The organism is Streptomyces sp. NPDC001068 (assembly GCF_042897315.1).
GTDB lineage: Bacteria > Actinomycetota > Actinomycetes > Streptomycetales > Streptomycetaceae > Streptomyces.
Genome location: NZ_JBIAYD010000009.1, coordinates 243795 through 266672, shown reverse-complemented (window position 1 = coordinate 266672; position 22878 = coordinate 243795). Strand labels below are relative to the sequence as shown.

Below are 22878 nucleotides of genomic sequence, written 5' to 3'. Positions count from 1 at the left end.
CCGGGCGAGAGGAAAGGCTCAAGCGCGTCCGCGGGTCCAGTCGGGTCCGGTGCGGGCCCATTCCTGTTCCCACTCGTCGAGCCGGTGCCGCAGCGCGACCCGGCGTACGACACCGTGACCGAGCAGGACCACGCCCGCGGCGCCCGCCGTCCCGCACAGGCCCACGGTGACGGTGTGCTGCCAGACGGCGACCTCGTTCGGCGGCGGGGCGACGCTGTGTCCCCCGCGGTCGAACCACACGTCGACCCGGTCACCGGTCCGGGTCCCCGCCGGCACCCGCGCCGCGGCGGTCTTCGTTCCCTTGCCGGGTTCGGTCCACCGCACGTCCGTCTGGTAGGCGTGCGCGCGGTCGCTGCCGTCCGCGGACGGCAGCTGCTCCGGCGCGTCGCCGACCACCACCGCGCGGACCATGTGCCGCTCGGCCCGCTGCGCCGTCGCCACCGACCGCGCCTGCTCATGGGCCCACAGCCCCGTCACGGCCCCCACCAGGGGCGCGCCCACGCAGATCAGGACCGCGACGGCCAGCGCGATCCAGGCCTCCACCTGGTCGGACCTGCGCCGCAGCGGGTTCTGCCGCCAGCGCCAGCCACGCACTCGGGTACGCATGTCGACCTCCTCGCCGCCACGGGAGCCGTAGGGCCGGACAGCCGGTCCGCAGCTCCAGCGTGCCCCCCTTGCACGCGAGCGTCCACACGGCCTGTCGGCCCGTACGGCGTAAGCCGGTCCGCCTACCGGGGGCAATCCGCCCGTACGCCCTTGCGGGGACGGGCCCGTCATGGCAGGACATCCCGCCCGCAGGCGTTCCGGCGCGGCCCCTCCCATCATGGGAAGGAGCACGGGCCGCGCGTTCCGGCCCCCGGGCCGAGAAGGGATCGCCTACGCGAGTGCCGTCGTCCCGTCCGGGGAGTTCGTAGCGGGACCGCCCCTCCGAGATCACCGGCTCCGCGGCGACGACCGGGGAACCCGGCTCCGCGGCGACGACCGGCGAACCGGCTCAGGACCCCGACCGTTGCGGCCGTATGAACAACCCGACGGTGCGGGAATAGCGTCCGGGCGATCGTCCTTGCCCCAGAGTGCCGGTTCCGGGACACCGGGAGACAGCATTCCGAGAGCGAGGAAGAACGATGCCCAAGGCGTACGTCTACACCAGGCACGGCGGGCCCGAGACCGAGGCGTTCGCCGAGGTGGACCGGCCCGTTCCCGGCCCCGGCGAGCTGCTGGTCGCGGTGCGGGCGGCGGGGGTCAACCCCGTCGACTGGAAGCTGCGCGGCGGTTTCCGGCGCCCGGGCGAGGGCGAGGCGCGCTTCCCGGTGATTCTCGGCAGCGAGGCCGCCGGGGTGGTCGTGGAGGTCGGCGAGGGCGTGCGCGGGTTCGAGTCCGGCGACGAGGTCTTCGGCAACACCGTCACCGGCGCGTTCGCCGAGTACGTCCTGCTGAGGGCGTCCGTGACGGCGCACAAGCCCGCCGCGCTGTCCTTCACCGACGCCGCCACGCTGCCGGTCGCCGCGGCCACCGCCTACGACGGGGTACGCCAGCTCGAACTGCCCGAGGGCTCGACCCTGCTGGTCACCGGTGCGGGCGGCGGAGTCGGCGCGGCGGTCCTGCAGATCGCCCGTGCCTGGGGGCTGCGGGTGGTGGGCGTGGCGAGCGAGGCCAAGAAGGACTTCGTGGAGTCGCTGGGGGCCGTGCACGTGCCCTCCGGGCCAGGTCTCCAGGAGCGGGTCCGGGTGGCCGCGCCCCAGGGGGTGGACGCGGTCTACGACCTGGTCGGGGGCGAGGCGCTGGTCGAGGCGGCCGGTCTGCTTGCGGACCGCACCAGGCTGATCACCGCGGGAGCCGCCCCGGACACGGTGGCCGCGCTGGGCGGCAGCCGGGTCGAACGCGCCCGCACCGCCGCCGTTCTGGACGAGGTGGCCGAACTGGTCGTGGGCGGTGAACTCGACCCGCACGTCTCGCGGACCTTCCCGTTCGACGAGGCCGGCCGGGCACTGCGCACCGTCGAGGACGGGCACGCGCGCGGCAAGATCGTCATCGAGGTCGCCGCATGAGCGTCCCCGGACCCCGCGTGGGCGCGCCGCACGTCCTGGACAACCCCGCCCGCGCCTCCCTCACCGGCCCGCACGCCCGCTTCGCGGAGCGGCGCGGCCGGATCCTGCGCTATCCGGTCGACGTCTCCCCGTGGCTGGCGCTGCCGGACGATCCCGGCGCCGAGGACTGGGCCGATCTCGCCGCCCTGTCCGGGCCCGGCACGGAGGTCGGGCTGCCCGGCTACCGCGGTGACCTCCCGGACGGCTGGGAACCGACCATGAACATCCCGGGCGTGCAACTGGTCGACGAGGGCATGGACGCCGTCCGGGAACCGCTGGCGGTCCGGCTCGGCCCCGCCGACGTGCCCGAGATCCTCGATCTCATCGAGCGCACCAGGCCGGGCCCGTTCCTGCCCCGCACCATCGAGCTCGGCACCTACCTCGGCATCCGCCGGGACGGCCGGCTGATCGCGATGGCGGGGGAGCGGCTGCACCCGCCGGGCTGGACCGAGATCAGCGCGGTGTGCACCGACCCGGCGTACCGCGGCGAGGGCCTGGCCACCCGGCTGATCCGCGCGGTCGCGTACGGCATCCGGGCCCGCGGCGAGACCCCGTTCCTGCACACGAGTGCCGGGAACGCCACCGCGATCCGGCTGTACGAGTCCCTCGGTTTCCGGGTGCGCCGCCGCACCGCCTTCCTCGCGGCCCGGGTCCCGCAGCCGCTCGGTCAGGCCTCGCCGGTGCCGGCGGACGCCCCGGTGTTGTAGCGCTCCAGGTATCCGGCGAACCTGACCAGGTCCTCCTCCGGCCAGTCCGCCAGCCGCTCCCGGAAGGCCGTCCGGCGGCTTTGGGTGACCTGGGCCAGGATCTCCTGTCCGGCCTCGGTGAGATGCAGTACCTGGACCCGGTGGTCCTCCGGGTCCAGGCGGCGCTCGATCAGACCGGTCCGCTCCAGCGCCCCCACCTGCCGGCTGACCGTCGACTTGTCCAGCGCGTAGTGCGCGGCCAGGTCGACGGCCCGGCAGCCGCCACGCTCCTCCAGGTGTCCGAGGAGCGTGTACGACACCAGTGACAGCTCGGGGTGCATGCGCCCGGCGGACGCCCTGGCCCGGCGCGCGAAGGCCGTCATCTCCCGCTGGATGGTCTCGACGGCGACCTCGGCCGGGGTCACGGCAGGACCTGCCACGGCTGTCCCTGCACCTGCGACGTCTCCACGGATTACCTCCTCCGGACCTTCTAGTTGTATAGTACAACTTAATCATGAGTTGTATAAGCCAACTTGTTTGCCCGCAAGGTCTGGAGGTCGTACGCGATGAGGTCACCGGCGCTGCGCCACGTGCTCACGCATCTGCTCACCCCGCTGCTGATGTGCCTGGGCATGGGGATGGCCTATCTGGGCGCCTTCGTCCATCCGGAACCCCACCACGTGCCCGTCGCCGTCGTCGGCACCGGGCCGAAGGCCAAGGTGTTCGCGCAGACCGTCAAGGACCTCACGGGTGACCTGCTCGACGTCCGTACCGTTCCGACCCGCGCCGCGGCCGTCGACCTGGTGACGTCCCGCGCCGTCACCGGCGCCTACGTGCCGAAGGCCAAGGCACCCGAGCTGATCGTCGCCAGTGCCGCCTCCGACATGGACGCCACCGCCGTCGAGAAGGTCTTCACCCCCGTCGCCGCCCACGACGACCGCCCGCTCAAGGTCACCGACGTGGTCCGGCCGGTCGCCGACGATCCCACCGGACAGGGGCTGTTCTTCCTGCTCATCGCCGTGAGCATCGGCTCCTACGCCTCGGTCGCCGCCCTCGGCGCGGCCGGCGGCACGCTTCCCATGCGGATCCGCGCCCTGCTCGCGCTCGGCGTCTCCGCCGTCGTCAGCGGCATCGGGGCGCTGCTCGCCGGACCTGCCTTCCACCTCGCCCACCACGACCTGGCCGGCGTCTGGGGCATGGCCTGGCTCTACTCGGCGGGCATCCTGTTCATCGGCGTCGGCGTGCACACCTTCCTGAAGCGCTGGACCACGCTGGTCATGATGGTGCTGTTCGTGATGCTCAACTTCACCAGCTCCGGCGGGTTGTTCCGCCCCGACCTGCAGAACGGCTTCTTCGGCACCCTGCACGCCTTCTGGAACGGCGCCGGCTTCGTCGAGGGCCTGCGCAGCCTGCTGTACTTCGGGAACGACGGCCTGCACCGCGACGTGTGGACCCTCGTGATCTGGCTGCTCGTCGGCCTCGCGCTCACCTCGGCCGCCGCGCTGTACGAGCGCGCCCGGGCCGCGCGTCCGGTCGCACGGCACTCGCACGCCGCGCCCGCGGCCCATACGCTGCCGGACGAGGCGGACGTCGAGGAGGAGGAGACGGTCGGCGTGTGACGCCGCACCACAGGCGGATAGGCTCACGGCGATGCTGCCGCTCACCGACACCACCGCCGTCGTCTCCGCGCTGCGCGCCGCGGGCTGTGTCTTCGCCGAGGACGAGGCCGACCTGATCCTCGCGACCGCCCGCACCCCCGGCGAACTCGCCGTGATGGTGGACCGGCGCGCCGCCGGGCAGCCCCTCGAACACGTCCTGGGCTGGGCCGGCTTCCACGGGCTGCGGGTGCTCGTGGAACCCGGCGTGTTCGTGCCCCGCCGCCGCACCGAGTTCCTCGTCGACCAGGCCCTCGCCCAGGCTCCGGACGCGTCCGTCGTCGTGGACCTGTGCTGCGGGTCGGGCGCGGTGGGCGCGGCCCTCGCCGCCGCTCTCGGTGCCACCGAACTGCACGCGGCCGACATCGAACCGGCCGCGGTCGACTGCGCCCGCCGCAACATCGCCCCCTACGGCGGCCATGCCCATCTGGGCGACCTGTTCGACGCCCTGCCGACCGCCCTGCGCGGCCGGATCGGCATCCTCGCGGCGAACGTGCCCTACGTCCCCAGCGGCGAGGTGGGCCTGCTGCCCGCCGAGGCCCGCGACCACGAACCGCTGGTCGCCCTCGACGGGGGCGGCGACGGCCTCGACGTGCTGCGCAGGGTCGCCGCCGGGGCGCCAGGGTGGCTGGCGCCCGGCGGCTGCGTGCTCGTCGAGACCAGCGAACTCCAGGCCGCGGCGGCCGTCGAGGCCTTCGCCGACGCCGGCCTGACCGCGCGGCTCGCGGTCTCGGAGGAGATGTACGCCAACGTCGTGATCGGCGTACGGGACGTGATCGGCGTACGGGACGCGTCGTAGGCCGGAACACGACCCCGGCACCGGTCCGGCCCGGGTGCCGGCCGGCACGGCGACCCGCGGTGCCGGGAGACGCGGACCGGGGCGATCCGGGCGGCGTCCCTAGGTCGTCGCCCCGCCGGAGGACGAGGCGCTCGGGGACGGCGAGCGGTCGCCGCGGTGGTGCCACGGGCCGCCGTGGTCGTGGCCGCCGCCCCGGCCCATGCCCTTGAGGTCGCCGGAGAAGGCGGCCGCCGCCGTCTGCTTGCCGTCGTCGCCGCGGGTGCCGACCACGAACGCCTTGGCGTCCTTCTTGAGCGTGTCGGAGTCACCCCGCACCTTGACGCCCGAGCTCACCGTCCACGTCCACGACGTACCGTCGTCGCTCTTCACCGTGACCTGGTCGCCGGCCACCTTCTGCACCGTGCCCCGCTGCCAGACCCGCACCACGTACTCACCGGTGTCGGGATCCTTGACGGTCGCCTCCCCGTGCACGCCCAGACCCATGCCGAACCGGCCGTGCCCGTGGCCGTGTCCGTGGCCGTTCGGAGCCGACGGCGTCCCCGAGGCCGCGGGTGACGTCGCGGGGCCCGTGCCGGAGCCGGCGGCGAACGCCGCGGTGCCGCCCAGGGCCAGCGCCCCGACGACGAGGGCCACGGTCACGGCACGCGCGCGGGCCGGCTGCCGGTGCCACAGATCGCGTGCCCGGGCACCCGGCACACGGTCCGGCGCGGTCGCGGGGAGCAGCTCCCGGCCGGGGCGGGCCTGCGGGGGACGATCCGGCATCGGCGGGATCGACGGGTCGGTTCCGCCGTCACGGCGGTGTTCCTGCTCCGGTTCCTGCGTCACGGCTCGCTCCCATCGGCGAACGGCACGCGGCCTGGCGAGGCATGCCTGTCCGAGAATTGTCGGTTTTCACCCATAAGGTCCCGGTAACGAGTACCTGTGAAGTGCCCTTGCCGAGCACCCGTGAAGTGCTCCTGCGAAGGCGCGCGGATCCGTGTGCGAGGCGCGCGGATCCGTGTGCGAGCGCGCCCGGACGCCGCACAGCCCTCAGGGCGGTTCCTGCGCCCGCGCGATCAGCAGTGCCACGTCGTCGTGGTTGTCGGGATGGTGCAGCTCGCGCAGCAGCAGGTCGCAGACCTCCTCCAACGGGCGGGCGGGGCCGTCGAGCAGGGCCAGCAGCGCGTCCAGCCGCTCGTCCAGCGAGTGACTGCGGGTCTCCACCAGGCCGTCGGTGTAGAGCACCAGTTCGTCACCGGGTTCGAAGTCCACGGTCGTGGTGGCGAACGGAATCCCGCCGACACCCAGCGGTACGCCGGTGGGCAGGTCGAGCAGTTCCGGCGGCCGCCCGGGGCGGACCCGGACCGGGGGCAGATGGCCGGCGTTGGCGATCCGGCACTGGCGCAGCGACGGGTCGTGCACGGAGTACACGCAGGTGGCGATGGAGTGGTCGAGGCCCGAGGTGGTCTTGTCCAGGTGCTCCAGCAGGACGGCCGGATCGAGGCCGAGCGAGGCCAGCGTGTTGGTCGCGGTGCGCAACCGGCCCATCGTCGCGGCCGCGTTGATGCCGTTGCCCATCACGTCGCCCACCACCAGCGCGGTCCGGCCGCCCTCCAGCGGGATGACGTCGAACCAGTCGCCGCCGACCTCGACGGTGGCGCCGGCCGGCTGGTACCGCGAGGCGACCTCCAGGCCGTTGGTGACCCGCGGGTGGGCGGGCAGCAGGCTGCGCTGGAGGGTGAGCGCGGTCGTGCGGGCGTTCTGGTACCAGCGGGCGTTGTCGATCTGCATGGCCGCGCGGGCCGCCAGTTCCCGGGCCAGCAGCAGGTCGTCCTCGTCGAACGGCGCCGGATTGCTGGTGCGTTTGAGGTCGAGGGCGCCCAGCACCTCGCCGCGGGCGATCAGCGGCACCGCCAGATACGAGTGCAGCCCGGACCGTTCCAGCAGCGCGGCCGCCTCGGGGGAGCGGGCGATCCTCGGCAGGTCCTCGGCCCCGACCTGCCGTACCAGGACCGCCTCACCGGTCCGTACGCACCGCGTGACCAGCCGGTCCGGGGCGTACCGGGCGACCGTGCCCGGCGTGTCGGCCGCCTGCACCGCGCAGGCGTCCCGCTCCGCGCGCACGGCGAGGGCGCGCAGCATGGCGGGTTCGGCGGGGTCCAGCCTGCTGCGCCGGCCCTCGACGACCGTGTCCAGCAGGTCCACGGCCGCCACGTCGGCCAGCTCGGGCACCGCGACGTCGGCCAGCTCGGCGGCGGTGCGCTCCAGATCGAGGGTGGTGCCGATCCGGGTCGAGGCGGCGGCGAGCACGGCCAGCCGCCGGCGCGCGTTCTCCGCCTCGACGCGGGCCCGGTAGGGCCCGGTGATGTCCACCACCGAGGTCGCCACACCCAGGACGTTGTCCAGCGCGTCCTCCAGCCGGTAGACCGACAGGGACCAGATGTGCTCCTCGTCCGGGTCGGCCGGGGTGGTGCCCACCGTGGCCTGGTCGATCACCGGTTCACCGGTCCGCAGCACCCGAAGGTACGCGGACTCCAGGGCGTCGGCGTCCAGACTGGGCAGCACCTCGCGGAGCGTGCGCCCCACGTGCTCCTCGGCCGGGACCCCGTTCATCCGCTCCAGCGCCGGGTTGACCGAGACGAACCGCAGCCGGGTGTCGAGGACGGCCAGCCCGATCGGCGACTGTTTCACGATCCGCTCGGAGAGTGCCACGTCCTGCTCCAGCCGGCGTACCGTCGACTGGTCGGCGGCCAGCCCGAGGGCGAACAGGTCGCCGTTGTCGTCCGTGAGCCGCATGTTGCGGAACTCCACCACATGGGTGGTGCCGTCCTTGCGCAGGATCGGGAATCCGCCGGCCCAGCTCTGCCCGGTGCGCATCACGTCCGAGAACAGCCTGCCGACCAGTTCGATGTGGCGTTCGTCCACCATCAGCCGGGCCGCGTACTGCCCGAGCGCCTCCGGGGCCGTGTAGCCGAACAGCTCCTCGGCCTGGGGGCTCCACAGCACGATGCGCCCCTTGGCGTCCAGGACGACCGAGGCCACACCGAGGACGTCGAGCAGGCCGCCGGGGCGCACCGGCCCGCGTACCGGCTCCTCGCCGGCTCCCGACGCCTCGGCTGGACTCATCCCACGCACCGCCTTCGGACCCGCGCACGGCACGGCGTCCCCCGTGCCGACTCCCCTTTTTCTCTCGCGCTCACACCCGACTCTCCGACGACGCCGACCCCTCCACCATCTCTCACCGCGGCCGCATCCGTGCGGCGAAGCGGCCGGCCGGGCCGCCGGGCCCGCGAGCGCCGGGTACGGGGTGCGAGTTCACCGTCCCTTTCCGTCACCGGTGTGTACATGTCTGTCAGGTACACACCAGACTGTCGGACGCATCCGCGTCCCACCCCCCGAACCGAGGAGTAGGCCCCTATGCCCGCGTCCCCCCGGCAACGTTGTCGCGCAGGCCTGACCGCCCTCACCGCCCTCGCCGCGGCCCTCGCCCTGTCGGCCGGCCCGGCGTCCGCCGCCGACACCTGGACCGAGACCGGCTCCGACCGCGCCGACCCGCTCACCGAGAGCCAGGGCCTGACCTCGGTCGAGGTCCCCGCGGGCAGCGCCAACCGCTACACCGGCATCGGCACCATCCCGGTCGGCGTGTCCAGCCGCGGCTGGAACCATGTCGGCGACCCCGACGAGTCGTACGACGGCTACTACGTCGAGCCGTACCAGGCGGACTCCGGCACCGCCAAGATGTACCGGGTGCAGGCGCCCGGCGGCGCCTGGTCCGAGTACGTGCACACGCTCGCCTCCGGAGAGGCCCTCAACAACTCCTGGGACGCGATCTCGCCCGACGGCCAGTACATGCTCACCGGCGAGTACGGCACGATGACCCGCTTCCTGGTCCTCCCCACGCCGGGCGTCAACAAGAGCACCTCGCCGTCCGCGAACCTCCCGCTCGCCTCCGTCGTGAACCTCGACCACGCCGTACGCGACGTCCAGGGCTGCGACTTCTCCGGCCCGACCACCCTGCTGTGCTCATCGGACGACCCGGACGGCAGCCTCTTCGGCTACACCAAGCCGCTCCTGCAGATCGACCTGTCCGCCCGGCCCGGCACGAGCGACGTCACCGGTCATGTCACCGCCCTGCGTCAGCTCCCGCTGCGCAGCTCCTGCTCGGGCACCTTCGAGGCCGAGGGCATCGACTACGACCGGCGCACCGGCACCCTGCGCGTCATCGTGATGTCGCCCGGGTTCTGCGTCCTCACGGACAGCAAGACCTACAGGTTCACGCGCGGCTGACCGCCGGGAGCGGCGGGCACCGTATGGTGCCCGCGGCGGGCGCCGGGTGGTGCACCGCCCGGGAATCGGTGCTTTTCTGTTGGCATGGCGCGGTTCGCGGGGGAACCCGGGTGACCGCGCCGTCGCCATGAGAGGAGCGATCAGCATGGGCCCTGAACGACTGCACGAGGAACCCGTCTCGCTCGAGATCAGCGGATGCAGCAAGGAGGACGCCCGGATCGTGTTCGACGCGCTGTGCCAGTGCTTCGAGTCCGACCGGGAGGCCGAGGACGTGCCCCAGCAGCTGCACGAGAGCCGCCCCATGGTGTGGCTCGGCACGTTCGAGGTCACCGACGCCCACCAGTGCACCCCACCGCCCCGGCTCGCGGCCTCGGTCGAGGCCGACGCGCAGGGTGGCTACTGGGCGATCAGCCGGCTCCACTCGACCCTCGACTCCCTGTTCACGGTGCGCAACCTGTCCTCCGCCTCGGGCGACCAGGAGAGGGAGCTGCACGTCCTGCTGGAGAGCCGGTGAGCGGCGGCCTGGCAGGTGATCTGAGACACGTAGCGCCGGAGCCTTTGTGCAACTAGTTGCATAATCCGTGCGCGGTCCTCTAGAACTTGGGGGAAGACACCGCGCACGGAGGTCCCGATGAGCCGCTACCCGCACCTGCTGAAACCCCTCGACCTGGGCTTCACCACGCTGCCCAACCGCGTGCTCATGGGCTCCATGCACGTGGGCCTCGAGGAGGCCGAACGCGGCTTCGAGCGGATGGCGGAGTTCTACGCGGCCCGGGCCCGCGGGGGAGTGGGGCTCATCGTCACCGGCGGCATCGCCCCCAACGACGAGGGCCGGCCCTACGAGGGCGGCGCCAAGCTCACCACGGAGGACGAGGCCGAGCAGCACCGCACCGTCACCGGGGCCGTGCACCGCGAGGGCGGCAGGATCGCGCTGCAGATCCTGCACTTCGGCCGCTACGCCTACCACCGGGACCTCGTCGCCCCCAGCCCGCTGCAGGCCCCCATCAGCCCCTTCCCGCCCCGCGAACTCACCGACGAGGACGTCGAGCGGACCATCGACGACTACGTGCGCACCGCCCGCCTCGCCCGCCGGGCCGGCTACGACGGCGTCGAGATCATGGGCTCCGAGGGCTACCTCGTCAACGAGTTCATCGCCGCCGGGACCAACCACCGTACCGACCGCTGGGGCGGTCCGTACGAGAACCGGATGCGGTTCCCCGTCGAGATCGTCCGGCGGGTGCGCGAGGCCGTCGGCACGGACTTCATCATCGTCTACCGGCTCTCCATGCTGGACCTGGTCCCGGGCGGCTCCTCGCTGGACGAGGTGATCACCCTCGCCAAGGCCGTCGAGGCCGCCGGGGCGACCATCATCAACACCGGCATCGGCTGGCACGAGGCGCGGATCCCCACCATCGCCACCTCGGTACCGCGCGGCGCCTACACCTGGGTCACCAAGCGCCTGATGGGCGAGGTCTCCGTCCCGCTGGTCACCACCAACCGCATCAACACCCCGGAACTCGCCGAGGAACTGCTCGCCGACGGCACCGCCGACATGGTCTCCGTCGCCCGCCCGATGCTCGCCGACCCCGACTTCGTCGCGAAGGCCGCGGCCGGCACTCCCGAGGCGATCAACACCTGCATCGGCTGCAACCAGGCCTGCCTGGACCACACGTTCAGCGGCAAGATCACCTCCTGCCTGGTCAATCCGCGCGCCTGCCACGAGACCGAACTGGTCCTGTCCCCGACCCGGCGGCGCAAGCGGGTCGCGGTCGTCGGCGCGGGCCCGGCCGGACTCGCCTGCGCGGTCTCGGCCGCCGAACGCGGCCACCAGGTCACCCTGTTCGACGCGGCGGCCGAGATCGGCGGCCAGCTGAACGTGGCCCGCAAGATCCCCGGCAAGCAGGAGTTCGACGAGACCCTGCGCTACTTCCGCCACCAGCTCGACGCCCACGGCGTGGACGTACGCCTGAACACCACCGTGCAGCCCGAGGACGTCACCGGCTACGACGAGATCGTGGTCGCCACCGGTGTCACCCCGCGCACCCCCGACATCCCGGGCGTCGACCACCCCCGCGTCCTCGGCTACCTGGACGTGCTCCGCGACGGCGCCCCCGTCGGCGACCGGGTGGCGATCCTTGGCGCGGGCGGCATCGGCTTCGACGTCGCCGAGTTCCTCACCGACGGCGGCGACAAGGCGAGCGAGGACCCGGCGACGTACTTCAGGCACTGGGGCGTCGACACGGACTACCGGACCCCCGGCGGCCTCGCCGCCCCCGAGCGCCCCGCGCCCCCGCGCACCGTCCACCTGCTCCAGCGCCGGACCGGCAAGGTCGGCGCGGGCCTCGGCAAGACGACCGGCTGGATCCACCGTGCCGAACTCAAGCACCGGGGCGTCACCATGGTCCCGGGGGTGCGCTACGACCTGATCGACGACGCCGGACTGCATGTCACCGTCGACGGGGAGAGCACCGTCCTGGAGGTCGACACCGTCGTGCTGTGCACCGGGCAGGAACCGCGCCGGGACCTGTACGAGGAACTGGTCGCCGCCGGCCACAGCGCGCACCTCATCGGGGGCGCCGACGTCGCCGCCGAACTGGACGCCAAGCGGGCCGTCAAGCAGGGCACCGAGCTGGCGGCCGCCCTGTAGGGCCCGTCCCTAGGATGAGCCCATGTCACTCCCGCACGCCATCCTCACCGCCCTGCTGGAGAAGCCGTCGTCGGGGCTGGAGCTGACCCGCAGGTTCGACCGGTCGATCGGCTACTTCTGGTCGGCCACGCACCAGCAGATCTACCGCGAACTGGGCAGGCTGGAGGCGGAGGGCCACATCCGCACCCTGCCCACCGAGCAGCCGGCCCGCGGCCAGAAGAAGAGCTACGAGGTCCTGCCCGCGGGCCGCGCCGAACTGGCCCGCTGGACCGCCACCGCCCAGGACCCGAGGCCGCAGCGCGACACGCTGCTGCTGCGGCTGCGGGCGGCCGCGGTGGTCGGCACCGAAGGACTCGAAGCCGACCTGCGGCGCCATCTGGAGCTGCACCGGCAGCAGTTGGCCGAGTACGAGGAGATCGAGCGGCGTGACTTCCCGCCGGGCAAGGACGCCCCCGAGGACCGGCTGCGGCACCTGGTGCTGCGGGCCGGCATCGACCTGGAGTCCTTCTGGACCCGGTGGCTCGGCCAGGCCCTCGGGGAGTTCGGCGAACTCCCCGAGAACTGAACCGGGTTCAGAACCGGTACGGCTTGGACCGCTTGCGCAGGTACCAGCCGGTGGCGATGACGCCCGAGCCGACCAGCGCCGCGCCGACGCCCAGCGTGAGCGGGCCGTAGTCGCGGACGGCACCGCCCAGGCCGCCCGCGACGCCCCGGGCCGGGGCGGGCGACTTGTTGGTCGACGAGGTCGTCGGCGGGGCGGGGACCGCCGGGGCGGCGGAGACGATCACCGACTGGGTGCCTGCCGTACCGCCGTTGGAGCAGACGACGACCACCGAGTAGGTGCCGGGCGACACGCCCGACCAGGCCGCGGACTGGCTCACCGTGGTGCCCGCCAGGGCCGCCTGCCGCCCCTGGGCGAAGGCGGTCTGACCGCTGCTGAGCAGCGAGGCGTTGCCCCAGCTGCCGCTGCTCTGCGTGCAGGCGCTGGTGACCACCGAGACCGTGGAGCCGGTGGTACTCACCGAGATGCCCGAGACGGCGGCGGACGGTCCGGCGGACCAGGTGGGGAGCGCGGCGGCGGCCGCCAGGGTCAGGCCGGAGCGGACGAGAAGTCGTGAGTTGCGCATGTGGCTGCCCTCCGACGGCACGGTAGGCGGAACGTCCCTTGCGCCGCCGAGGATCGGGAGACTCCCGTGCTGCCTCGGGACTCAGCCAAAGCGCCACCGGCCCGCGCCGCACCCGGGGGCGGCCGTCCAGGTGATCTCTTCCCCCGTCCGGCCCAGGCCGGGATGCGGATCAGGCCGGGATGCGGATCAGGCCCGCGTCGTGACCGTCCGACGCGCCGACCAGCCGCCCCAGGTCCCGTCCGGCAGCCGCGCCCGCAGTCGCACCCGGTGCACCACACCATGGTCGCGCCCCACGTAGAAGCTGTAGGTCGAGTGGCCTTCGGGCGGGACGCCGCCCCAGACCAGCGAGGTCGTCGTGCCGCCGTCGAGCAGGATCTGGTACTCCGTGATCACCCCGTCCACGTCCGGCGGGTCCCAGGCCAGGTCCAGGTAGTACGCCCCGCTCTCCGCGTGGCTCCGCGCCGTGAACCCGGTCGGGGCGGTGTCCTGGCCGTCGTCGCCGCCCGGTGTGGTGAGGCGTACCGCCGTGGCGGCCGCCGAGAGGTTGTCGGCCGCGTCCCGGGCCCGGACGGTGAACACATAGCGGGTACCCGGCCGCAGCCCCGTGACCACGGTCGCGGTCTGGTTGCCGCCCACACTGTGGATCTTCGCATCGCCCTGGTAGATGTCGTACGACACCACCGCGCGGTCGTCCTTCGCGGCGCCCCAGGACAACTGCACGGCACGGCCGCCCACGGCCCGGCCGCTCGGATGCGCCGGCCGGGTCGGCGCCGACCGGTCCGCCGCGACCACCGCCGGGGTCGTCGCCCGCACCGCCCGGCTCCGCGGGCCGAGGCTGCCGTCGTCACCGCGGGCCCGGACGGTGAACGCGTACATGGTGGACGGCCTGAGCCTGGTGACGTCCACCATGTGCTGCGTATCCGGCACCTCACCCACCTTTGTGGTGCCGCGATATACCTCGTAGCCGCGGACGCCCGAACCGACGGGCAGCGCGTTCCACATCACATGCACGCTCGTCGCACTCCCGGCCGCCGCGGTCACCCCCGTCGGGGCGCCGGGCAGCCGGCCGCTGTCGCCGTCGGCCGCCCCGCCCCAGCCGCAGGACGACGTCAGCAGCAGTGCGCAGACCAGGACCACAACTCGGCGCACGGTTCCGCCTCCCCTGGGACGGCAGCACGACAAAGGTACGGACCAATATGACCCGTCCGGGACACGAACATCAAGGGGGCCGTATTGCGGACAGCGGGGGAGAGTTACGTATGCTGAGGGCTCTGCGGCCGAACTTCCCGAGAAGGAAGGGGAGTTCACGCCCGTGGCGCGGAACGCTGTCGTCGCTGATCCCGCGCCGACGCGGGTGGCCGGGGCGAGGGGCCGACACCGGCCCGGCGTCCCGGCCCCTGACGGAATCTCACGGAGTGTCAGTTCGTTGCTCCGAACGGCCCTGTACGGGCCCCTCTTCCTGGCTCGGCCGCCCCGGCCCCACCACATTGGACCGGTTGACTCCATGTCCCCCACGGAGAGGGTCCCCCATCGTGCGTGTCCAGACGCTGACGCTGGCCGCGGCCGGCGCCGCCCTGCTCGCCCCGACCACACTGCCCACCCCCGTCCCCGCCGCCGCCTCGCTCCCCGCCCACGGAGCGCGGCACCGGATCGCCGCCACCGACCTGCTGTCCCGGCTGCGCGACTGCGCCGAGATCTCCAAGAGCCGCTACCGCACCGACGCCGGAACCGCCACCACCGTCCCCGTGTGCGGCACCGACCAGGCGGTCTTCTGGGAGGCCGACCTCGACATCGACTGCGACGGCCAGGTCACCACCCACTGCAACCGCACCGCCGACCCGGCGTTCTCCGCGGCCACCGCCTTCCAGCAGTCCGACGGCCGCCATCTCAACGCGGAGACGCTGCCCTACGTCGTCGTGCCGGGCCCCAGCAGCCGCTGGGACTACCGGGCGACCGGCATCAAGGGCGGCGCGGTGGCCGCCGTGATCTACAAGGACCGGGTGCAGTACGCCGTCGTCGGCGACACCGGACCGACCGACATCATCGGCGAGGCCTCGTACGCCACCGCGAAGGGGCTGGGCATGGACCCCGACCCGCGCACGGGCGGGGTGCCGTCCGGCGTCACCTACATCGTCTTCAAGGACTCCGCGATCAAACCCATCGAGGACCAGGACGCGGCGCGGGCGGAGGGCGAGCGGCTGGCAGCGCTCTTCACCGAGGGCGGCTGACCGGCGGCCGGCACCGGGTTCGGACGGCCGGCCCGCCGTTGTCCACCGGCGGTACCGTGCCGTCGAGGTGGCCGGCCGCGCCCGAGGTGCGGACACCGCACCGCGGCCTCCCGCGCCTCGGGCCGGTTGCGGCCGGCCCCACGCCCGCCGCCGACAGGCCGCCCCCGGTCCCGACCGCGCGCCTGTTCCGGTGTTCCGGTCCCGACCCCTGGTTCCGGACCGGGTGCCACCGGGTGCGATCTAGTGCGGGTGCGGGTGCGGTGGGCGTCGGCTTCCCGGCGGCCTCGGACCTTTCGCCGAGGTCGCCGGGGTCCTCGCCCCGGAGGTCAGACCTTCCGGTAGGAGTACGCCTCCGCGGCGGCCGCCTCCACCGCGCCCAGGTCCGCGCCGGTCGACGCCGTCACGACCGCGGCGACCGCCCCCTCGACGAACGGGGCGTCCACCAGGCGGGTGCCGTCCGGGAGTTCGTCGCCCTCGGCGAGCAACGCCTTCACCGTGAGCACCGCGCTGCCCAGGTCGGTGAGGACGGCCACACCAGCGCCCCGGTCCACGGACGCGGCGGCGGCCGCGATCAGTTCGGCGCTGGTGCCGAGCCCGCCGCCCTCGGTGCCGCCCGCCGCGGCGACCGGTACCGCCGCGCCGCCGCCCGACAGACCCTTGGCCAGCTCGGCGACGGAGGCGGCGACCTCCGCGCTGTGCGACACCAGCACGATCCCGACCAGCTTGTCGTCACTCACCGGCTGCCTCCTGAAGTCCCGCGACGAGCAGCGCCGACGAGGTGGCGCCAGGGTCCTGGTGACCGACGCTGCGCTCCCCGAGGTAGCTCGCCCGGCCCTTGCGGGCCTGCAACGGTGTCGTCGCCAGGGCTCCCTCCTCGGCGGCGGCCCGTGCCGCGCCGAAGCCGTCACCGAGCGCCTCCACCGCCGGCAGCAGGGCGTCGATCATCGTCTTGTCGCCGGGTGCCGCCCCGCCGAGCGCCATGACCTTGTCCACCCCGGCCCGCAGCGCCCCGGCGAACTCGGCCTCGGTGACCTCCGCGCTGTCGCCGAGCGCCTTGCCCGTACTGCGCAGCAGCGTCCCGTACAACGGCCCGGACGCCCCGCCGACCGTGGAGATCAGGCGGCTTCCGGCGAGGACCAGCACGGCCCCCGGGGTGTCGGGGGCGTCCTTCTCCAGCGCGGCCACCACCGCCCTGAACCCGCGCTGGAGGTTGCTGCCGTGGTCGGCGTCGCCGATCGCGGAGTCGAGGGCGGTGAGCCGCTCCGCCTCACGATCGACGGAGGAGGCGGTCGCCGCCATCCAGCGGCGGAAGAAGTCGGCGTCGAGCACGGGATCTCCTTGCTTCGCGGTACGAGTGGATCGCTGCGGTCGCTCGCTCACATGCCCCAGCGCAGGGCCGGCGTCCGCACCGGGGCGTCCCACAGCCGCAGCAGCTCCTCGTCGGCCTGGCAGAGGGTGACCGAGGCGCCCGCCATGTCCAGGGAGGTGACGTAGTTGCCGACCAGGGTGCGGGCGACGGTGACACCGCGCTCGCCGAGCACACGCTGGACCTCCGCGTTGAAGCCGTACAGCTCCAGGAGCGGGGTCGCGCCCATGCCGTTGACCAGGACGAGCACCGGGTCGCGCGGCGGCATGTCCTCCAGGACTGCGTTGACCGCGAAGTCGGCGATCTCGCCCGAGGTCATCATGGCCCGCCGTTCCCGGCCCGGCTCGCCGTGGATGCCGATGCCCAACTCCAGTTCGCCCGACGGCAGATCGAAGGTCGGGGTGCCCTTGGCCGGGGTGGTGACGGCGCTGAGCGCGAAACCGAAACTGCGGGAGTTCTCGTTCACCCGGCGGCCGATCGCCTCCACCCGCTCCAGCGGCTGCCCCTCGGCGGCGGCCGCACCGGCGATCTTCTCCACGAACAGGGTGGCGCCGGTGCCGCGTCGGCCCGCGGTGTAGAGGCTGTCGGTGACGGCGACGTCGTCGTTGACGAGGACCTTGCCGATCTGGATGCCCTCGTCCTCGGCGAGTTCGGCGGCCATGTCGAAGTTGAGCACGTCGCCGGTGTAGTTCTTCACGATGAAGAGGACGCCGGCGCCGCTGTCCACGGCCGCGGCGGCCCGGGCCATCTGGTCAGGGACGGGCGAGGTGAAAACCTCGCCGGGGCACGCCGCCGACAGCATCCCGGGGCCCACGAATCCGCCGTGCAACGGCTCGTGTCCGGAGCCTCCGCCCGACACCAGCCCGACCTGCCCGGCGACGGGAGCGTCCCGCCGTACGATCACCCGGTTCTCCACGTCCACGGTGAGATCGGGATGGGCGGCCGCCAGACCCCGCAGCGCATCCGCCACCACGGTCTCCGGGACGTTGATCAGCATCTTCACGGCTGTCTCCCTCATACGTTAGCAGTCAGGCATCCGACCGGCATTTCCCTGGTCAAGCCGGGTGCGGCAAGCTGTCGATCCTGGTGGTTCCGGGTGCTGGGAGGCGGGTTTCGCCGGCTCCGGTGCTGATCGGACACCGGCCGAGTTGACGGGGCGTCAGTCTTCGCGGGGACCTTTCGGGGTCGGGGACGGGCCTCCTGCCCCTCAGTATCGGCCTTCCGGCTACGAAGGTCATGTGCGCTGCCGGACTCGGTGCGGCCGGTGCGGGCCGGGCCACGACGTGCTCGGCTGCCCGCCTCGGCCCGGGGAGGAAAGATCCGTACTTCATATACTCCTGCCATGCCGACCGAATCGCGTCACTTCCACGTCTCGTCCACCCGCAACCGGCAGTCGATCGCGCGGTACGGCCTGGACTGGACGCGGATGGGTGCCGCACCGGGAATCGCCGGCAGCCGCCGCCCGGAGGTGGAGGGGATCTTCGTCTGCCGGGACGAGGGCGACGTCGGCTTCTTCCTGCACCTCAACAACACCGGTGGACCGGTCGACGTCTGGGCTGTGGACGGCATCGACGAGGCGGCGCTCCTCGACAACGGCAACGGATTCCCCTACCTGCCCGACCGCGTACCGGCCGCACGGGTCCGCCGCGTGTGAAGGGACGCCGTGTCCCGCGACGCCTGCGCGAGTGGTGCACGGTCGCCCTGTTCTCCCGCCCGTACGGAGGCCGCCGGACCCGGTCCACGCCAGGGACCGCCCGGTCGTCCGGCGCGGCCTGCGGGGTGTGGTCTCAGACCTGGGCCAGTCCGCCGTCGACGAAGAGTTCTGCCCCGGTGGTGAAGGAGCTCTGCTCCGAGGCCAGGAACACGGCCGCGGCCGCGACTTCGCCGGGGCGGCCTATCCGGCCGAGCGGAACCTCGTCGATGATGGCGTCCGCCAGCGGCCTCCCGCCGTCCGGCGGACTGTCCAGACCGCGGATGCCGGGGGTCTCTATCGGCCCCGGGCTGAGGGCGTTGACCCGGATCCCGCGCCCCGCCAGTTCCACGGCCCAGGTGCGGGCCAGGTTGCGGATGGCCGCCTTGGTGGCGCTGTAGACCGACATGGCCCGCAGGCCCATCGAGGCGTTCGTGGACGCCAGTACGATCACGGAGGCGCCGTCCGGCAGCAACGGCAGCGCCTTCTGGACGGTGAAGATCGTCCCCTTCACGTTGATGTCGAAGGCCGACCGGTACTGCTCCTCGGTGATCTCCCCGAGCCGTGCCAGCTCCGCACCGCCGGCGTTGGCGACGACCACGTCCAGCCGTCCGCTGCCGGCCCGGACGGTCGCGAACAGGTGGTCGAGATCGTCGAGGCGGGAGACATCGCTGCGGACGCCGACGGCACGTTCGCCCAGGGATTCCACGGCCGCGTCCAGCTCCGCCTCGCGCCGGCCGGTGAGGTACACCGTGGCGCCTTCGGCGACGAACCGACGGGCGATCCCCAGACCTATCCCGGTCGAGCCGCCGGTCACCAGGCAGACCTTGCCGTCAAGCTGTCCCATGTCATCCACTTCTTCCCTGCGCCCCTGCCCGGACCGGCCGCGCGTCCACGTCCGGCCGCGCTCCGCATGATCCGGTCGCATCGGTACCTTCCAGCAAAGGACCCGCGCCACGGTGCCGCAACCGGAGACACGGTTGCGGCCGCGGGCCGCACCGGTGGCCGTCGGCCGAACGAGCCGGAGGGCGACGGCAACGGGCGGCCCGCCGACCGCGGGCGAGGACGACGACGACCAACCCGGGGCGGAGTCGCGCCGGTTGTCCTTCCGCCATCGACAAGACGCCCGGCCGTCCGGCCGGTTCAGGCCGTCGATGGGGCCGGGGTCCGCAGCATCTCCGCGGCCCGCTCGGCGATGGCGCAGACCGTGGCGTTGGTGTTGGCCGAGGGAATGGACGGGATGACGGAGGCGTCCGCCACCCGCAGGCCGGCGACACCGTGCAGGCGCAGTTCGCCGTCGACCACGGACAGCGAGTCCGTCCCCATGCGGCACGTACCCACGGGGTGGAAGTACGACGCGGGAGTCCTGAGCACGTACTCCCGCAGAGCGGCCTCGTCCGTCGCCGCCGGCCCCGGTACCGCCTCGCGGTCACGCCACTCGTCGAGTGCCGGGGACTCACCGATGTCCCGCGCCATCCGCAGTCCCCGTACCGTGACGTCGACGTCTGTCCCGTCGCCGAAGTAGTCGGGGTCCACGAGCGGCGGAACGCCGGGATCCGCACTCGCGAGCCGGACGCTGCCGCGGCTGCGCGGCGTGACGGGGGAGACGGCGACGGTGTACCCCCACCCCGTCTCGGGTCCGTCCACGGCCGGGGCGTTCCGCGGTACGTCGACGAAGAGGATCTGGAGGTCCGGGCCGTCGAGCCCCGGCCTGCTGCGTGCCAGCCCGTACGCCTCGCCGTGGTTGTTCGCCCCCGGCGGGACCGGACGTCTGGACCGGTAGGTGATGCCACTGATCGGGTGGTCGTGCAGCCCCTCTCCCACGCCGGGCAGATCCAGCACGACGCGCACGCCCAGCCGGCGCAGCTGCTCCACGGGCCCGACACCGGAGAGCAGCAGCAGCTGGGCCGACCCGATGGTGCCGGCGGCGAGGACCACCTCTCCCGAACAGCCGGCCGAGACGACGTCCGTGCCCGTGCTGTACTCCACCCCGTCGCACCGGCCGGCCCTGATGCGCAGCCTGTGCACCAGGGCCCCGGTCACCACCGACAGGTCGGCCCGCCGCATGGCGGGAGCCAGGTACGCGTCCGCCGCGCTCTGCCGTCTGCCGTCGACGATGTTCAGGTCCGACCAGCCGAAGCCCTCCTCCGTGCCGCCGCTGATGTCGGTGGCACGCCGGTGACCGGACTGGACCGCTCCTTCGAGCAGAGCCGCCACGACCGGATGCGGAGGGTCGGGCGGCCCCACGGACAGCGGACCGTCGACTCCCCGCAGGGCAGGGTCCCTCCCGACGGTTCTCTCGCTGCGTTTGAAGTAGGGCAGCAGACCGTCGAACGACCAGTCCGTCCGGCCCGGTTCGGCCCACACGTCGTAGCTGGAACGATGGCCGCGCACGTAGTTCATCGCGTTGACGGCCGATCCGCCGCCCAGTGCGCGCCCGCGCGGAAGCGGGACACGGACACCGCTCGCCCGTTGCCGGACGGTCACGTCCCCCCAGACCGCGTTCGACCGCAGCAGCGCCGGCCACGCCGGAGGAACGGCCATGTCGGCCGACGGGTGCGCCGAACCCGCCTCCAGCAGCAGCACGCGCGCGCCCCCGTCCTCGGTCAGCCGTGCCGCGATCACGCTGCCCGCGGTCCCACCGCCCACGACGATGTAGTCGTAGCCGTCGTTCCTCGTCTCCATGGCTCTGCCCACCGGCCGTTCGATGATTCGGCCGGCTCCGCACCGGGCCGGCCCTTCGCCTCAGGGGACAGCGGGACGGGCGGCCGGACAATTCTGGTTCCACCCAGTGGAACCGGCCGCGGGGAGAACGGGGCGGATCTCGGTTCCGCTGGCCGGAACGCGCTTTGATCCGCGTTCGCAGCCGCGTTCCCATCGAGGGGACGGGTCCCGGTCCGGCATTCCGTGACCGGGCCCCTTCGGACCGTTTTCCCGCGCAAGGAGAATCGTCATGACTCCGCACCCGTCCGCCCTGCTGGAACCCCACACGTCACCCGCCCTGACCACGGAACCTCATGTGATCGTCCGAGGCGAGCGGCTCACGGTCTGGGACAGCGAGGGGCGTTCCTACCTCGACGGGACCTCCGGAATGCTCTGCACCAATCTGGGATACAGCCAACCGCGCCTGGTGCGGGCGGCCGCACGGCAGATGGCCAGACTTCCGTTCTTCGCGTCCTTCGCGCACCGCACCACCGATGTCGCGCGGGCCCTCGCCGACGATCTCGTCCGGCTGGCGCCCATACCCATGGGCCGCGCCTTCTTCGCCAACTCCGGTGCGGAGGCCAACGACAGCGCCTTCAAGCTGGCGTGGTACTACCACCAGTGCCTGGGACGGCACGGACGGTTCAAGATCATCTCGCAGGAGAAGGGGTACCACGGGACCACGGTGGCCGCCGGTTCCGCGACCGGCCTGGACGCCCTGCACCGGGGCTTCGGTCCCCCGCTGCCGGCCTACGTCAAGGTGCCGTGCCCCGATCCGTACGGCCCGCTGGGACAGGGGATCGAGCAGGAGCGGTTCGTCGACCGGCTCGTCGACCGTCTGGAGAGGGTTCTCGCGGCGGAGGGCCCCGACAGCGTCGCCGCGTTCGTCGCGGAGCCGATTCTCGGCGCGGGCGGTCTGATCATCCCGCCGGCGAGCTACTACCCCCGCGTCCAGGAGGTCCTCGCGCGTCACGACATCCTCTTCGTTCTCGACGAGGTCGTGACCGGTTTCGGACGCACCGGATCACTGTTCGCCACCACCGAGTTCGGTCTGGCCCCCGACCTGATCACGCTGGCGAAGGGGCTGTCCTCGGCGTACGCGCCGATCTCCGCGGTGCTGGTCGGACGGCGTGCCATGGACGTCATCGCCGAGGGGGCACCGGCCATCGGGGCGTTCGGACTCGGCTTCACCTACTCGGGGCACCCGGTGGCCGCGGCCGTCGCGCGTGAGGCCGTCGCCGTCGTCGTGGAGGAGGACGTCCCCGGGCACGTGCGTGCGACCGCGCCCACGCTGACCCGGGCCCTCGCCGACGCGTTCCGGGGCTGGGAGTGCGTCAGGGACGTCAGGGGCCACGGCTTCCTGGCCGCGGTCACCTTCGTCACGGGTGCCGAGGGCCGGCCGGAAGGCGCCTGGGGCGAACAGGTCATGGCCGCGGCGGCCGACCACGGGCTTCTGGTGCGGGCCGTCGGCGACACCGTCATCCTCGCCCCACCGCTCATCAGTACCGCGGACGAGATCAGGACGATGGTCCACATCCTGGAGACGTCCTGCCGGTCGGTGCGCGCGGGTGGCCCCCCGAGGCGCTGACGCGTCTTCCCCGCGGCCTTTCCGGCTCGGCTCCGG

General features: G+C 73.0%; 22 protein-coding genes. 11 read left to right on the top strand and 11 right to left on the bottom strand.

Annotated features, from left to right (window positions below; translation table 11 throughout):
• Positions 1-18 precede the first annotated feature (18 nt).
• Positions 19-606, bottom strand: a complete 588-nt coding sequence (locus ACFY3I_RS25775) for a DUF3592 domain-containing protein (protein WP_390863040.1) — start codon at positions 604-606, stop codon at positions 19-21.
• 518 nt (positions 607-1124) lie between these two features.
• Between ACFY3I_RS25775 and ACFY3I_RS25770 the strand changes: the two genes are divergently transcribed.
• Together ACFY3I_RS25770 and ACFY3I_RS25765 are read left to right on the top strand one after the other, a co-directional pair.
• Positions 1125-2048, top strand: a complete 924-nt coding sequence (locus ACFY3I_RS25770) for an NADP-dependent oxidoreductase (RefSeq protein WP_390863039.1) — start codon at positions 1125-1127, stop codon at positions 2046-2048.
• The gene (locus ACFY3I_RS25765; RefSeq protein WP_390863037.1) at positions 2045-2794 is read left to right on the top strand and encodes a GNAT family N-acetyltransferase; all 750 of its coding nucleotides are present in this window, start codon (positions 2045-2047) and stop codon (positions 2792-2794) included. Before ACFY3I_RS25770 ends, ACFY3I_RS25765 begins: the two co-directional genes overlap by 4 nt.
• Here the strand turns inward: ACFY3I_RS25765 and ACFY3I_RS25760 are convergent.
• The gene (locus ACFY3I_RS25760) at positions 2755-3156 is read right to left on the bottom strand and encodes a MarR family winged helix-turn-helix transcriptional regulator (RefSeq protein ID WP_390863328.1); all 402 of its coding nucleotides are present in this window, start codon (positions 3154-3156) and stop codon (positions 2755-2757) included. The two genes, ACFY3I_RS25765 and ACFY3I_RS25760, sit on opposite strands and share 40 nt — an antisense overlap.
• A 183-nt stretch (positions 3157-3339) precedes the next feature.
• On the opposite strand from ACFY3I_RS25760, the gene ACFY3I_RS25755 reads away from it, so the two are divergent.
• Both ACFY3I_RS25755 and ACFY3I_RS25750 read left to right on the top strand, forming a co-directional pair.
• On the top strand, positions 3340-4392 hold the full coding sequence (locus ACFY3I_RS25755; protein ID WP_390863035.1) for a hypothetical protein: 1053 nt from the start codon (positions 3340-3342) through the stop codon (positions 4390-4392).
• 31 nt (positions 4393-4423) lie between these two features.
• Positions 4424-5227 (top strand): putative protein N(5)-glutamine methyltransferase, encoded by an 804-nt coding sequence (locus ACFY3I_RS25750; protein ID WP_390863033.1) that lies wholly within the window; start codon positions 4424-4426, stop codon positions 5225-5227.
• A 99-nt stretch (positions 5228-5326) separates the two neighbouring features.
• Here ACFY3I_RS25750 and ACFY3I_RS25745 read toward each other — a convergent pair whose 3' ends face one another.
• Positions 5327-6052, bottom strand: coding sequence for a hypothetical protein (locus ACFY3I_RS25745; RefSeq protein WP_390863031.1), 726 nt, complete (start codon positions 6050-6052; stop codon positions 5327-5329).
• Positions 6053-6256: 204 nt separating this feature from the next.
• A complete protein-coding gene (locus ACFY3I_RS25740) occupies positions 6257-8332 on the bottom strand; it encodes a SpoIIE family protein phosphatase (protein WP_390863029.1) in 2076 nt (691 codons plus the stop codon).
• Between the two features lie 291 nt (positions 8333-8623).
• Between ACFY3I_RS25740 and ACFY3I_RS25735 the strand changes: the two genes are divergently transcribed.
• From ACFY3I_RS25735 to ACFY3I_RS25720, 4 genes are all read left to right on the top strand, one after another.
• Positions 8624-9493, top strand: a complete 870-nt coding sequence (locus ACFY3I_RS25735) for a hypothetical protein (RefSeq protein WP_390863027.1) — start codon at positions 8624-8626, stop codon at positions 9491-9493.
• Between the two features lie 145 nt (positions 9494-9638).
• Complete coding sequence (locus ACFY3I_RS25730) at positions 9639-10007, top strand: hypothetical protein (RefSeq protein ID WP_390863025.1); 369 nt, start codon at positions 9639-9641, stop codon at positions 10005-10007.
• 117 nt (positions 10008-10124) lie between these two features.
• Positions 10125-12140 (top strand): FAD-dependent oxidoreductase, encoded by a 2016-nt coding sequence (locus tag ACFY3I_RS25725; protein WP_390863023.1) that lies wholly within the window; start codon positions 10125-10127, stop codon positions 12138-12140.
• Positions 12141-12162: 22 nt separating this feature from the next.
• Complete coding sequence (locus ACFY3I_RS25720; protein WP_390863021.1) at positions 12163-12705, top strand: PadR family transcriptional regulator; 543 nt, start codon at positions 12163-12165, stop codon at positions 12703-12705.
• Between the two features lie 7 nt (positions 12706-12712).
• On the opposite strand, the gene ACFY3I_RS25715 is transcribed toward ACFY3I_RS25720, so the two are convergent.
• Together ACFY3I_RS25715 and ACFY3I_RS25710 are read right to left on the bottom strand one after the other, a co-directional pair.
• Positions 12713-13267 (bottom strand): hypothetical protein, encoded by a 555-nt coding sequence (locus tag ACFY3I_RS25715; protein WP_390863019.1) that lies wholly within the window; start codon positions 13265-13267, stop codon positions 12713-12715.
• A gap of 186 nt (positions 13268-13453) precedes the next feature.
• Positions 13454-14416 (bottom strand): fibronectin type III domain-containing protein, encoded by a 963-nt coding sequence (locus tag ACFY3I_RS25710; RefSeq protein ID WP_390863017.1) that lies wholly within the window; start codon positions 14414-14416, stop codon positions 13454-13456.
• A 383-nt stretch (positions 14417-14799) separates the two neighbouring features.
• Between ACFY3I_RS25710 and ACFY3I_RS25705 the strand changes: the two genes are divergently transcribed.
• Complete coding sequence (locus ACFY3I_RS25705; RefSeq protein ID WP_390863016.1) at positions 14800-15495, top strand: glycoside hydrolase family 75 protein; 696 nt, start codon at positions 14800-14802, stop codon at positions 15493-15495.
• 326 nt (positions 15496-15821) lie between these two features.
• Here ACFY3I_RS25705 and ACFY3I_RS25700 read toward each other — a convergent pair whose 3' ends face one another.
• From ACFY3I_RS25700 to dhaK, 3 genes are read right to left on the bottom strand one after another with little or no spacing between them, the layout of a single operon-like run.
• A complete protein-coding gene (locus tag ACFY3I_RS25700; protein WP_365287453.1) occupies positions 15822-16232 on the bottom strand; it encodes a PTS fructose transporter subunit IIA in 411 nt (136 codons plus the stop codon).
• A complete protein-coding gene (dhaL, locus tag ACFY3I_RS25695; RefSeq protein ID WP_365287455.1) occupies positions 16225-16824 on the bottom strand; it encodes a dihydroxyacetone kinase subunit DhaL in 600 nt (199 codons plus the stop codon). The genes ACFY3I_RS25700 and dhaL overlap by 8 nt, the downstream gene beginning before the upstream one ends.
• 47 nt (positions 16825-16871) lie before the next feature.
• Positions 16872-17864 carry a dihydroxyacetone kinase subunit DhaK gene (gene dhaK, locus ACFY3I_RS25690; RefSeq protein ID WP_390863014.1) on the bottom strand — a complete coding sequence of 331 codons (993 nt, stop codon included), beginning with the start codon at positions 17862-17864 and terminating at the stop codon, positions 16872-16874.
• Positions 17865-18203: 339 nt separating this feature from the next.
• Between dhaK and ACFY3I_RS25685 the strand changes: the two genes are divergently transcribed.
• Positions 18204-18515 carry a hypothetical protein gene (locus ACFY3I_RS25685; protein ID WP_390863012.1) on the top strand — a complete coding sequence of 104 codons (312 nt, stop codon included), beginning with the start codon at positions 18204-18206 and terminating at the stop codon, positions 18513-18515.
• 133 nt (positions 18516-18648) lie between these two features.
• Here ACFY3I_RS25685 and ACFY3I_RS25680 read toward each other — a convergent pair whose 3' ends face one another.
• The gene (locus ACFY3I_RS25680) at positions 18649-19398 is read right to left on the bottom strand and encodes an SDR family NAD(P)-dependent oxidoreductase (protein WP_390863010.1); all 750 of its coding nucleotides are present in this window, start codon (positions 19396-19398) and stop codon (positions 18649-18651) included.
• Positions 19399-19694: 296 nt separating this feature from the next.
• On the bottom strand, positions 19695-21236 hold the full coding sequence (locus ACFY3I_RS25675; RefSeq protein WP_390863008.1) for a GMC family oxidoreductase: 1542 nt from the start codon (positions 21234-21236) through the stop codon (positions 19695-19697).
• A gap of 268 nt (positions 21237-21504) precedes the next feature.
• On the opposite strand from ACFY3I_RS25675, the gene ACFY3I_RS25670 reads away from it, so the two are divergent.
• Complete coding sequence (locus tag ACFY3I_RS25670) at positions 21505-22842, top strand: aspartate aminotransferase family protein (RefSeq protein ID WP_390863006.1); 1338 nt, start codon at positions 21505-21507, stop codon at positions 22840-22842.
• Positions 22843-22878: the final 36 nt, after the last annotated feature.